Consider the following 13480-nt stretch of genomic DNA (forward strand, 5'->3'; position numbering starts at 1 on the left):
GAAACAATAGTTCATTCGAAAAGCCTCTCAATTGAGAGGCTTTTTTTGTACCTATGCGATTCTGGTAGAATTTCTAACCTATTTTTATGAAAAACCTACACTTACTTGTAGGGGTACTTTCGACTCAAAACCCATATGGCTTTATTGCAACCCCTAATAGATTTGGCGCAACTTTGTCATTTGCACGGCATTACTAATGCAATTATTTCACCTGGATCTCGGTCTGCCGCGCTAACATTGGCGTTTTCCCGAAATCCATCAATCGATTGCCGGGTAGTTATGGACGAGCGGTCCGCTGCTTTCATTGCGCTTGGCATGGCGCAGCAGGGAAAAAAGCCCGTGGCATTAATTTGTACCTCCGGGTCGGCAGCCTACAATTACGCGCCAGCGATTGCGGAAGCTTTTTTTCAGCAAGTACCCCTTTTGGTCCTAACAGCTGATCGACCCAAAGAATGGATCCACCAAAACGATGGGCAGACGATATACCAGACTGAAATATATGGTCGGCACGTCAAAGGCTTTTGGGAACTGCCCGCTGACTATACGCATCCTGACTCGGTATGGTTTATAAATCGAAGTGTGAACGAGGCGTTGCTCTCAGCCCAGGATTTCCCCAAAGGACCCGTGCACATAAATATTCCGATCAGAGAGCCTTTCTATCCAACAGAAGAGGAGAGTTTTTCGCCCTCCGCGAATATACGAGTTATTGAACGAGCGAAAACCGAAAATTCAATCATTTCGGAGGAATGGAAAAATATTTTAATAGAGTGGGAGGGAAGTAAGAAAATCCTGATTGCAGTTGGACAAAGTGAATACAATGAAAATTTATACCAACTATTATTAAATCTCTCCGAGAAATTTAGCATCCCAATCATAGGGGATGTCATAAGTAATATTCAGAGCGATGAATTGTTTATAAGTAAACAAGATCTTATTTTAAGTGAAAATAATGTCAAACATTTAGCTCCGGATTTGTTAATCACAATGGGCAAATCATTCATTTCGAAAAACCTTAAGAAATTTATAAAAAATAACCCGCCGCAAAAACATTGGTGTGTAAGTGAAGATTCGCATTTAATTGACACATTCCAGTCGCTTACTCGACAATTAAATGTTGCACCGGAATATTTTTTCGAAAAGCTAATTAAAGAGTTAAATGACTCGCAGGAGGGGAAGTTTGAAATGTACAAAACCTATAAGGGTAGTTGGTTGCAAGAGGAGCAGGCAAAAAGTACGCTTTCCGAGAACTTTATTAAAATATTAACGTCGTTAAATGATATAACAGCCATTAATTTTGTGTTGAGAAACCTTCCGGTGGGTTCGCAACTTCACCTGGCTAATAGCATGACGGTTCGCTACGCGAATATGCTTGGAATTGAGCAAGAGGGGATTGAGGTATTTTGTAATCGTGGTACCAGCGGGATTGACGGATGTGTGAGCACAGCCATTGGCGCGGCCCTAAGTACGATGCGTCCAGTTTACCTGATAGTAGGCGATGTGGCGTTTTTCTATGACCGGAATGGTCTACTGATGGAAGAGTTGCCTCAAAATCTTAAAATAATCTTACTTAATAATCAGGGAGGCACCATATTTAGGATGATCGACGGCCCCGCATCTCAACCTGAATTGCAGAAGTATTTTGAAACGCGTCACCATTTCAATGCCCGCCGAACCGCGGAAGACTCCACAATTAATTATTTCGTGTTACCAAATCTACCCGAAACATCTTTGACTAGTTTGGAAAATGTATGGGGTAGTTTCGTAAATGCAAATACAGTGTCTATCCTTGAAATACAAACGGATCCAATTGTAAATGAAAAAACTTACCGGGATTTAAAGGCGTTTGTTAGCAAGCAATAATTTTTACTGGCAATTCAATTTATGGTAGTTGTCCGCTAAACTATCTTTCAGAACAACTCCTGTTTTCCAAATCTCACACGCTTTCGATTTATTTCCTGATTTGTAGAAAGCTTCTCCCGCATATCCATGCAACAATTCGACAGGTTGAGCCAACTCCAATGCTTGCTCGAATGTTTCGGTTGATTTGTCTAAATTATTTTTCATCAAGTAGTATAAACCGAGATTTCGAAGTGCGTACCCATTGCCAGGCTGGTTTTGTATGGAGCGATTAATCAAAACTACTGCTTCATCGGGTTTATTTGTGTTCAATAATACAAAGCCTTTGTTGTTTAGTGCGAGCGGATCCACGGGATTAATCGACAGAGCGCGATCAAGGAAGTCGATGGATACCTTCCATTGTTTGTTTCGAGCAGCAAGTAGCCCCAGGTTGTTTAACGCTTCTGGTTGCTTCGGGTCAATCTGCAGCGCGGCCTCAAAATCAGACTTGGCTGGTCCATACTGCTTTTGATTGAAATAAACAGCTCCGCGATTTACAAGGGCTTCGGTGTTTGCAGGTTCAAGCTGCAGGGCATGATCGAAATCTGCAAGTGCGGCGGATAAGTCGTTTTTTCCAACCATTATGTTTCCGTGAATGAGATAATATCGTGACGAATCAGCGTAAGATTTCTGAATCGTCATCATGTCGTTCATCGCTTCGTCCCACTGGCCGAGTCGGGCTTCCACTTCAGCTCGGGCAAGGTAAGCTGGGTACAGCTGCTCATCCGCGTCGATCGCCTGGGAGAGTGATTGTAAGGCATCCACCGGCCGCTGCAATTCCAGAAGTACCAGGCCCCTGTTTAGGTAAGCATCCGGAAAATCCGAATTTTTATTCACTGCTTCGTCATAGTAGTGTAAGGCTTGTTCATAATTTTTTTGAGAAAACTGAACATTACCTTTCAGGAAAAAATTAGATGCATCATCTTTCTCAACTGATTGACAGCTGAACATAATGAGTAACAACGCGACTACTGGATAGGTACTTTTCTTGTTCGAATGCACTTTCTTCACAATGAATGGATAATTTACTCTCATTTTAATTAAACGGATATTTTATGCGGTACCTCAAAGACATTCCCCATGCCCAATACAAAATCGGCCTATATCAATGGAACGGTAAGTACATCGTAAAGTTTGAGGCCGGAGGCCAATACGAACAAATTTACAAAATCGATGAGACAGAGTTCGAATCGGTGGAAGAGTTGGAGTCTATATTGGACGAAAAATTCATCAGCACCATATCAGGCCGTTTTCAACAGATGCACGCTGATACGCAGGAGAGCATGAAGCGGCATGACCTCCTATTTTGAGTTGGGTACAGTTTTATTGTGTTAATCGGATTTAAAGAAAGATCCCACAGAATACGCAAAAACGCCCTTTGCCGTTAATTACGTTAAGTATTCGCTGGCATCCCGATACGCTAAGTTTGAATACAGCATGACAAAGCCTAATTTTGGCGATTCTACCACTCACTCACCTACCCAAACTCTATGTTATTGAAGCGTAGTCTGAAAACCCTGCTAATCGTTGCCTTTCTTGGCCAATCGGCGGTTTTTGGTCAAAACTCCATGGGCTACACCCAGCCTGAAGTCCACTTCCGCAATGGATTGGAATACTTTGAGAAATCAAATTTTGTGGCCGCTCGTCAGGAATTCAACGAATTCCTGGCTTCTCAGGACAAACTGCTCACTACCAGTGATTATAATGCTGTCACAGCTGAATACTACGTGGCAGTAACGGGACTTTACCTCAAATATCCGGAAGCCGAGGTACAAGTGGACCGCTTTGTACGTAGTCATGCCGAGCATCCCAAAGCGCAACTGATATACGCCGATCTGGGGAAGTACTATTACGAAGGCGGTGATTACGAACAGGCCATTGGCTACTTGGAGAAGGCAATGCAAACGGGCGGCGGCGGAAGTAAGCGGGTCGAAACGATGTATAGACTGGGAATGTCTTACTATAACACGCAGAACTTGGACCAGGCACTGACTTATTTCGATCAGGTTAAAACAGAAACTGATTTTGAAAATGCTGCCGATGCTTCTTTTTTCGCTGGGGTTATCAACTACAAGAAAAATCGCTACCGGCAGGCTTACGAGGATTTTCTGCGAATCGAGAATGATACCTACTATAAAAATGAAGCACCCAACTGGATCGTGTCTTCCCTGTACCAACTTAAAGATTTTGATACCCTACTGACTTACGGTGAGCGCCTGCTATCCCAGCAGCGTGGCAACAACAACCTGGACGACGTTGCCTTGTACGTTGCCGAAGTGCAGTACGAAAAAGGTGATTACGAAGCAGCGGTAAAATCATACGATCGTTACAAGCGGATGGTCCGTGGTGGATTAGCGCCTACCGTTGCATTGCATTATGGTCATTCGCAGTTCAGAAGCAACAATTTTGAAGGGGCGATTGAAACAATGAAGAATATTGCGACTGGAAAAGATTCAGTGGCGCAGTATGCATCGTACCTGGTGGGGATTGGGTACCTGCAGACCAGCAATCCTAATTTTGCTCTCACCGCTTTCGACAATGCGGCCCGGTTGCCATTCAATCCACTTGTTCAGGAAGAGGCAGCCTACAACCACGCAAAGGTTCAATTGGAGTTGGGGAATTACAGTGAGGCAATCAAGGAATTTGGCGATTACCTTGCTAAGTACCCTAATAACAAAAATCAGGATGAAGTCGCTCAGTTGATTGCCGAAGCTTATTCAGGTTCCAACAACAGCGCAGGGGCTATCACCTACATCGAAGGGCTTCGCAACCGAACCCCCAGAATTAATGCCACCTACCAGCGGCTTACTTTCAACCAGGGAGTTACTGAGTTTAATACAGAAAAGTACCCTGCGGCAATAGTCGATTTTGACAAATCGCTCAAGTACCCCAATGATAAAGACATTTTTATTGCCGCTACGTATTACAAGGCAGAGTCTTATTCTGCCCAGCAAAAATACGATGAGGCCCGACCCATATACACCCAACTGTCTAAAAACCCGGATGCTGGCATTTATCGCCGGAAGAGCCTTTATGGATTGGGTTATACATTCTACAACCAGAAAAAGTACGCTGAGGCATTGCCTTACTTCAAAGAATTTACGGCGAATACGGAAGGAATGTCAGCCCAGATGATTGAGGATGGATACGTTCGGCTGGGTGACAGTTACCTTGCCCTTAAAAAATACACCGAGGCAGTAAATACGTACGAACAGGTAACGCGCAATGGCAAGGTTGACAATGACTATTCCTTGTTTCAGAAAGGTCGGGCGTATGTATACATGAACCGCGAAATGGATGCCCGACGTCAGTTTGAGCTACTAATCAGTCAATATCCGGCCTCCCGTTACGTGGACGATGCCATGTTCCAAATTTCCGATCTGGAATTTCAGAAGGATAATTTCCAGCAGGCCGTGCGATTGTTTACCCGGATGATTAATGAAAAGCCCAAAAGCTTTCTGATTCCTGCCGCTTTGTTGCGTCGTGCGCAATCATACTATAACATTCAGGTTTATGAGGAGGCGATTAATGACTTCAAGCGCATCTTACAGGAATTTCCTGCCTCTCCCTCCGCCAGCAGTGCATTGGAAGGAATTCAGGAGAGCTATAATGCCGTAGGCCGTCCCGAAGAGTTTTCGCAGGTACTTGCTATTGTGCGGAGGAACAACCCAGGCAATACCAAACTCGATGAAGTGGAGTTTGATAACGCTCGTAACCTCTTTTATGCGGAAAAGTACCCACAGGCCATTCAGGCATTGCAAGACTACCTACAGGCTTATCCGCAAAGCAAAAACCAGTATGATGCGAGGTACTTTTTGGGAGCTTCCTACGAAAAGTCTGAACAAACCCAAAAGGCGTTGCAGTACTATGCGCAGGTTGTGCAGGAAAACCGATCGAATTACGTGGCCGCCGCTGCACAAAAATCAGCTGAGCTTGAGATAGCCCGGGGGAATTTTGCCAGCGCGGTAAGCAATTTTAAAGTACTGCTCCGGAATGCTGAGAACAAGAAGGAACAAACCATTGCCTGGATTGGCCTCATGGATACCTACTACTCCCTTAAAAGTTACGATTCGACTCTCTATTACGCCAACCAGGTCATTAATGTTGGCAACATAGTTCCGGGCGGTTTGGGTAAAGCGCAATTATATTTAGGTAAAGTACCTTACGACCGAGGCAACTACGCCAAAGCAACCGAGGAGTTCAGGAAACTGGCCGCCGCCAGTAAGGATGAGTACGGTGCCGAAGCAAAGTACTGGATCGCGATGATTCAGTTTAAGGAGAAAAACTTTACGGAAGCCGAAAAGATCGTTTTTGAATTGAGCAAAGAATTTGAAGGAATCGACTTCTGGCGTGTGAGGTCTTTCATCCTGCTGGCTGATGTTTACATGGGCATGAATGAGAAAGCCCAGGCGAAAGCAACACTCCAATCCATCATCGAAAATTCAGAGGATGTGGAAGCAGTGAATCTGGCAAAAATAAAATTGGCCGAAATCAATAAAAATTAAAATCCCTCTCCGAGCAACGAATAACATACTATGAACAGGATTAAATATAGGAACAGCGGCTTCATCGTGTTGACACTCGTGTCATCCGTTACAGCTTTTGCCCAAAGGGGAGAAATCGAAAGCCAGACCTACGAAATCGTTAAGGAAAAGAGTATAGAATTTCCGGTGGCCAACCGACTCTTTGATAAGGTACAGCCCGTAGAAGCTAAAACAGGCGACAAAAAGGTCACTTATGAGTTCATAGATCCAAAAATAAACCTGGCCTCGCCAAAATTGACCCCGTCAGTATCTATACCCTCTGATGAAAAGTCGAGGCAGAATATGCCGGAAGCATTGAATAACTATATCAAACTCGGTGGCGGAAACTACGGTCGATTTTTGGGGGAGGGGTTTGTCAGTACACGGCCGTCGGACGACCTTGTTTTTTCGGCGAATCTGAAACAGTTATCAGCGGCGACAGGACCAGTTTACGGAAAAAACTCTGCAAACTCCACCACTGATCTTCGCTTTGCGGGCAAGTACATTCGCAATGCTTTCAAAATAGATGGGCAAATTGATTACGACCGGAGGAATTATTATTTCTATGGGTATCAGCCTCAACCCGAAACTACCCTTATTGATCGGGATAGCATCCGGCAAACTACGAACCTTTTTGGGGTACAGCTCGGCTTTGAAAATACCGAGGCAAAATCCCTTGTCGACTATTCTGTTCGTACAAACTTTTATAATCTCAGAGATCGCTACAATGCCTCTGAGACGGATTGGGGAACCACGATCAAGGCATCAACCCCGGTATTTGAAAACTTGAATGCACTTTTTGAAGCGGGGGCCTTTATTTCGCAGCGGGTTGATTCCGAAACCTACAATCGCAATGTTTTTCGCATTAAACCTCACTTTAAGTACATATCTGATTTCTTTTCGGTGACAGCTGGGGTCAACGTAGTCAATCAGACCGATAACACCCTTAACATTAATAGTACGCGTATTTACCCTGTACTTAATCTGGATGTTGTACCGGTTCCCGGTTTGCACATCTTTGGGGGCTGGGATGGTGACTTAGTACGCAACACCTTGCGCTCAATGCTCTCAGAAAATCAGTGGTTGGCTCCGGATGCCTTAATTCTGAATACGGATAAGCGATCGGATATCTATGCGGGTGTTAAAGGAGAAAACACGCAGGGAATAAATTTTGAAGGTAAGGTTTCCTATGCCAACTACGGTAACTTTTACTCTTTCAATAATTCTCTGGCCGATACATCCAAGTTCTCAGTACTATATGATGGAGACAAAACGAATATCTTGACCGTCTCGGCGCAGGTTGGTTATACTCACAACGACATACTTCGCACGTCACTCAAAACCAGCTTTTACAACTATAAACTCGGTGTGTTAAAGGAGGCCTGGCATCGGCCAACCTTCTCATTAAACTGGTTTAACGCACTTTCGGTTAACAAGAAGCTTTTCATCAGCAGTGACTTTTACGTGATTAGCGGATTAAAGGGAAATAATTTTCAAAGTGAAAAAATTATAAATCTCCCCGCCATTATTGATCTCAATTTGAAGATTGACTACCTGTTAACCAAGAACTTCTCTACTTTTGTCTCGGTTAACAATATCTTGGGAAAACAATATTCCCGGTACCTCTACTATCCGCAGATGGGTTTGAACTTTGTTGGTGGTTTGTCATTTTCTTTCTAATTTCGTTTAGTTAAAGTTTAGCTAAACCAAATTAACAAGATGACACCTGTTGACAAGTACATCCGTAAATTGCTGTTCGAGTTCGATTGTGTCATCATTCCAGAATTTGGTGGTATTCTCACCCACCGGATCGGTGTGCGATACGATGAGACCGCCAGGATTTTCAAGCCGTCTTGCAAAAGGCTGGCCTTTAACGAGATTCTGAAAATTGATGATGGTCTTCTGACCTACTATTTTGCTGCCGGGGAGAACATTTCTCGCGACAGGGCAGCTGAGGAGATCAAAAAGTTTGTGTTGTCGCTGCGGGCAGAACTCGAAAACCAGCAAATGGTTTCCATAGATCAGATAGGTAGTTTTTCCACTAACAATGAGGGGAAGCTGATTTTCGAACCCGACTATTCTCAAAACTACGAGCAGGAAAGTTTTGGTTTCGAAGAGATCAAGGCTGAGAAATCGGAATGGCAGCCTGGCTGGATGAACTCGATGGCTGACTCGATTGAGAGCGCCGAAATGGTAGAGGTTGACGAGGCATCCATTGTTCCTTTGTCTAGCAGAAACAACCTCCGATGGGGATGGGCAGCTGCAGTAACGCTTATTTGCGCTGCAAGCGCGGCCAGCTACCTTTATGAGCCTTCCGATAACAGCTTGTTGAGTTCGCTTGATCCAGTATCTCTGGTCAGGAATATCTACCAGCCTGCCTCAGGGAATGGGAATGAAGCCCTACTTGTAGAGGATGGATCAGTTGAGTTTTCAAATGTGAAAACAGTGTATTTTCTGGAAACACTTCCTAAGAGTACACTGCCAGCAAATGAAGAGGAAAACCTGAGTGAAGAAGATCCCACCATGCTTGCTGCCAATTCTTTACGCGAAGAGCAACATACCGCAGTTCAGCCAGCTGAGGATTACTTCTTGATTGCAGGCAGTTTTGGCAGTCAGAAAAATGCCCGAAAGCTTCAATCACAGCTGTTGCGCCATGGCTTTGCTGAGGCGAGCGTTCTTTCAGATACACCCGGCAAGTGGGTTAAAGTCTCAGCGGGTTCTTATAAAACGCATGATGCTGCCATGCAGGATAAAGCCAAAGTCGATGGACTGTTAAGCGCAGAATCCTGGGTGTATCACAAGAAATAGAAATAATTTAATCCACAATACTCAGGCCCTTCGGGGCCTTTTTTTGTATAGGAGACGAATTCATCCTAACTTTACGTTATATCGAAAAAACGTAAGTTATGCTACTCATCCAAGCTGAAGATCGCCAAAGAATTGTTGCCTCCTGGGCCATTTCATTGGCAACAACGCTTCTTATACTTACCGCCTTTTTCTTCATCCGGTTAAATCAGTCGGAGAAGGTAGTTGCTCCCATGGAATTGTTTGTGGAAGTCAATTATGGCACCAGTGATGTGGGAAGCGGTAAAATCCAGACTTTCAATAAGCCCAGTGACTCAAAAATTGCTGAGAACATGAAGGCTGGGGAGGAAAAAATAGAGAAGAAGGCAGAGGCCCCCCGTCCAACACCACCTTCGCCACGGCCAGAGCCCACTAAACCAACTACCAAAGTAGTTCAAAAGCCAGTTATTACTTCTAAGGCTGAAAGTCCTGTGGAAGAGCCAAACCGCAATGAATCAAAAAAGGTCAGTAGTAGCGCTCCCAGTACTTCCAGTGCTACAACTCCGGCTCCCACCAAGACCATCAACAACGACGCTCTCTTTAAGAAATCCTCCGGTTCTGGTTCTGGGAGTAATGGAACGAACGGGACTACCTCAGGGGTTGGAGGAAATAACAATGGTGACGATGCCGAAGGAGTGGGGGATAAGGGAGCGAAAAGTGGTAGCCTGTATGCCAAGACCTATAAAGGTGGCGGTGGTGGCGGAGGCACTGCAGTTGGTTTGAATTTGAACGGCTGGGCTTGGTCGCGTCCCCCGTCCGTAAACGATAATTCGGATGCCACCGGTGAAATCACCTTTAAAATTATTGTGGGCAGTAACGGCCGCGTCAAGAATGTCATACAGCTTCGCTCTACTGTTACCGATTACGCAGTAATAAACAAATACAAAGACGCCGTACGTGCACTTACGTTCGTACAAAAGGCTGCTAATGTACCCGATGAATCTACGGGCACGATAACATTCAAGATAAGCGCCCGGTGAGAATGACTTTCGAGGAAGCTATTGACTATCTTTATAGTCGATTACCATTATTTCAAAATCAAGGGACCCGGGCTTATAAGCCGGGTCTTTCTGGTATAATAGCATTTAGTGATCATCTGGGGAATCCCCACGAAAAGTTCAAGTCGATTCATGTAGGGGGGACAAATGGAAAGGGCAGTACCTCCCACATGCTCGCATCAGTCTTGCAAGCTGCGGGATACAAAGTAGGACTGTACACTTCCCCTCATCTCAAATCCTTTACTGAACGTATTCGCATTAACGGTGCGGAAGTTGTTCATGCCTATGTTGCAGAATTCGTTGAGAGAAATCAAACCTATATTGAGGATAACAAGCCTTCTTTCTTCGAAGTGACAGTGGCCATGGCTTTCGAATATTTTGCCAGCCAGGCAATCGATATAGCCGTAGTGGAGGTGGGGATGGGGGGGCGTCTGGATTCTACTAATATTATACAACCACTCGTGTCTGTTATTACCAACGTTGGTTGGGATCATACTCAGCATTTAGGAGATAGCTTACCTAAAATCGCAGTGGAAAAAGCGGGTATCATTAAGCGTAATACTCCGGTTGTTTTGAGTGAGAACCCGGTTTCTGAGGTCAGCGAGGTGTTTGTAAGCAAAGCCAACGAGTTAGAATCAGAACTAATATTTGCCTCTAATAACTACAAAATAGTAGAAAGGACCTTGACAGAATTCGGGCAGAGGGTGGTAGTTGAAAATTTAAACTATTCTTCCAGAGTAGAGATTGACCTGGACTTGGCGGGAATTTATCAAACGGATAATGTGAAAGGAGTATTATGCGCTCTGGACATCCTAAAAAAGCAAAATTATTCTATTGATACACCATCGATCTTATCCGGACTATCATCTGTTGTAACGTCCACAGGCCTTAAAGGCCGCTGGCAAAAATTGCAGGATCATCCGTTAGTGATTTGCGATACAGCCCACAATCTGGACGGAATGAGGCGAACCATTGAGCAGTTTCTTTCCGTATCGGCCAGGCAAAAGCATTTCGTTTTGGGTTTCGTGGCTGATAAAGACGTTCGTAGCATTCTCGCCTTGTTTCCACGCTCCGCGTCTTACTATTTTTGTCAGCCTTCCATCCAACGGGCACTTGTGGTGGAAGAATTGATTCTAATAGCCGATGAGCTGGGTTTAAATGGGAGTTCGTTCAAGAACGTTAATGAGGCGCTTTCCCAGGCGATTACCAATGCTTCATCCCATGATGCCATTTACGTGGGTGGTAGTACTTTTGTAGTGGCAGATTTAGTACAAATTTAGCGTAATTACATTGAGCAGAAATAAGTTAGACAAGTACCAGTATAGCCGGGAGGCCGAAAACGTAATTGAAAGAGGCAAACCGCTTTACACAACAATAAAGGGAAAGTGGAATGAGGTTTATTTTGGCAACACCAATCCAATAACACTGGAATTAGCTTGCGGGAAAGGTGAATATACGATCGGTTTGGCCCAGAAATTCCCTGATCGTAACTTCATAGGGGTTGATATAAAAGGCGACCGTCTGGCTCGCGGAAGTAAAATTGCTTCCGGACTTAAGTTGACTAATGTTGCTTTTTTGAGGACATCGATTCAGTACATGGATGAGTTTTTTGTAGAAAACGAGATTGACGAGATCTGGCTTGTTCATCCGGATCCGCAGTTACGCGATCGTGATGAAAAGAAGCGGCTGACAAATACTTCTTTTCTTGAAAAATATGAGTACTACCTCAAACCAAAGGGATTATTTCACTTGAAGACTGACAGCTTTCCTTTATATGAATATAGTCTGGGCACGATCGATGAAATGAATTTTGAAATAGTAAGTCAGACTTCTAATTTATATCAGTCAGATCTTCTAGCCCATCATCATGGCATTTCTACCCATTACGAGAGAGCCTTTGTTTCCAAAGGGTTTGATATCAATTATATAAGAGCTATAAATAAAAAAGGGGCCTCAATATAAGGCCCCTTTTTTATTGCATTTGTGATAACTCAAATCAGTTTTGCAAAGTAGTCGACAGTACGAACCAATTGGGAAACGTAGGACATCTCGTTGTCGTACCAGCTCACTGTACGAACAATTTGTGTGTCGCCGACGCTCTGAACCTTAGTTTGTGTCGCATCGAATAGTGAACCAAAGGTGATGCCAATGATATCGCTACTAACGATTGGATCCTCAGTGTACCCATAGCTTTCGTTCGATGCCTCCTTCATAGCAGCATTGATTTCCTCCACAGTCACAGATTTGCCTACAATGCAGGTTAATTCTGTTAGAGAACCGGTCAATACCGGAACTCGTTGAGCTGAACCATCCAACTTACCCTTGAGATTGGGCAGGACCAATCCAATGGCTTTTGCAGCACCAGTGGTATTGGGTACTATATTTTGCGCGGCAGCTCGAGCTCTCCGCAAGTCACCTTTCGGGTGCGGAGAATCCTGTGAATTCTGATCGTTGGTATAAGCGTGAATCGTTGTCATCAAACCATTGATGAGGCCATATTTCTCATCAAGTACCTGTGCCATGGGAGCAAGGCAGTTAGTTGTACATGACGCACAACTGATAATCTTCTCCGAGCCATCGAGAATATCGTGATTAACATTGAAGACAATAGTCTTTACATCACCAGTTGCAGGAGCAGAGATGACAACTTTTTTAGCACCCGCCGTAAGGTGGGCAGAGGCCTTCTCATCACTTGTGAAGAAACCCGTGCATTCTAAAACAACGTCCACTTCATGCTTCGCCCAGGGAATTTGAGCAGGATCTCGTTGGGAATATATTACGACTTCCTCTCCATTAACTGTAATTGAATTATCTGTGGATTTTACCTCTGCGTTAAATCTGCCCTGTGCAGTGTCATATTTGAGTAGGTGAGCCAGGTCTCCCGGGCTAGTGAGATCATTGATGGCAACCACATCAATACCCTCCATATCGTAGATTTGACGATATACCAAGCGGCCGATCCGGCCAAAACCATTGATTGCAACTTTTACGTCTGACATTATTGATTCTAGGATTGGTTAATAATGACAATATTAATAAAAATCCATGTTTAAACAGCGGAAATGCAGCTATTATCAAGAGAGTGCAGTAAAGACTAAGGATAAACATAGAAAGCAATGTTTACTAAAATAAAAGGCTAAATAGTAGTCTAAAATAATTAGCAAAATACTAAAAATGGCGCCCAAAAATTACTAAAAATAATAGTATTATGTATTTAAG

10 protein-coding genes are annotated in these 13480 nt (G+C 44.1%); 8 read left to right on the plus strand and 2 right to left on the minus strand.

The window, feature by feature from the left end; all coding sequences use genetic code 11:
• Positions 1 to 135: 135 nt before the first annotated feature.
• Positions 136 to 1860 (plus strand): 2-succinyl-5-enolpyruvyl-6-hydroxy-3-cyclohexene-1-carboxylic-acid synthase, encoded by a 1725-nt coding sequence (gene menD / locus IE117_RS21060; protein ID WP_189566830.1) that lies wholly within the window; start codon positions 136 to 138, stop codon positions 1858 to 1860.
• A 3-nt stretch (positions 1861 to 1863) separates the two neighbouring features.
• On the opposite strand, the gene IE117_RS21065 is transcribed toward menD, so the two are convergent.
• Positions 1864 to 2931: a tetratricopeptide repeat protein gene (locus IE117_RS21065; RefSeq protein ID WP_189566832.1), complete on the minus strand. Its 1068-nt coding sequence runs from the start codon at positions 2929 to 2931 to the stop codon at positions 1864 to 1866.
• A 20-nt stretch (positions 2932 to 2951) separates the two neighbouring features.
• On the opposite strand from IE117_RS21065, the gene IE117_RS21070 reads away from it, so the two are divergent.
• The 7 genes from IE117_RS21070 (at position 2952) to trmB (ending at position 12223) form a co-directional block, all read left to right on the plus strand.
• Entirely contained in the window at positions 2952 to 3206 is a 255-nt protein-coding gene (locus IE117_RS21070; RefSeq protein WP_189566834.1) for a hypothetical protein, read from the plus strand.
• Positions 3207 to 3386: 180 nt separating this feature from the next.
• Positions 3387 to 6401 (plus strand): tetratricopeptide repeat protein, encoded by a 3015-nt coding sequence (locus IE117_RS21075; protein WP_189566836.1) that lies wholly within the window; start codon positions 3387 to 3389, stop codon positions 6399 to 6401.
• Positions 6402 to 6431: 30 nt separating this feature from the next.
• Positions 6432 to 8099 carry a TonB-dependent receptor gene (locus IE117_RS21080; protein WP_189566837.1) on the plus strand — a complete coding sequence of 556 codons (1668 nt, stop codon included), beginning with the start codon at positions 6432 to 6434 and terminating at the stop codon, positions 8097 to 8099.
• A gap of 39 nt (positions 8100 to 8138) precedes the next feature.
• Entirely contained in the window at positions 8139 to 9227 is a 1089-nt protein-coding gene (locus IE117_RS21085) for an HU domain-containing protein (protein ID WP_262893117.1), read from the plus strand.
• A 98-nt stretch (positions 9228 to 9325) separates the two neighbouring features.
• On the plus strand, positions 9326 to 10243 hold the full coding sequence (locus IE117_RS21090; RefSeq protein WP_189566842.1) for a hypothetical protein: 918 nt from the start codon (positions 9326 to 9328) through the stop codon (positions 10241 to 10243).
• Positions 10244 to 10245: 2 nt separating this feature from the next.
• The gene (locus IE117_RS21095; protein WP_189566849.1) at positions 10246 to 11541 is read left to right on the plus strand and encodes a bifunctional folylpolyglutamate synthase/dihydrofolate synthase; all 1296 of its coding nucleotides are present in this window, start codon (positions 10246 to 10248) and stop codon (positions 11539 to 11541) included.
• 10 nt (positions 11542 to 11551) lie between these two features.
• Positions 11552 to 12223, plus strand: a complete 672-nt coding sequence (gene trmB / locus IE117_RS21100) for a tRNA (guanosine(46)-N7)-methyltransferase TrmB (protein WP_189566851.1) — start codon at positions 11552 to 11554, stop codon at positions 12221 to 12223.
• 29 nt (positions 12224 to 12252) lie between these two features.
• Here trmB and gap read toward each other — a convergent pair whose 3' ends face one another.
• Positions 12253 to 13260, minus strand: a complete 1008-nt coding sequence (gene gap, locus IE117_RS21105; RefSeq protein ID WP_189566860.1) for a type I glyceraldehyde-3-phosphate dehydrogenase — start codon at positions 13258 to 13260, stop codon at positions 12253 to 12255.
• Between the last annotated feature and the right edge of the window lie 220 nt (positions 13261 to 13480).

The organism is Persicitalea jodogahamensis (assembly GCF_014651615.1).
GTDB classification, from domain to species: Bacteria; Bacteroidota; Bacteroidia; order Cytophagales; family Spirosomataceae; genus Persicitalea; species Persicitalea jodogahamensis.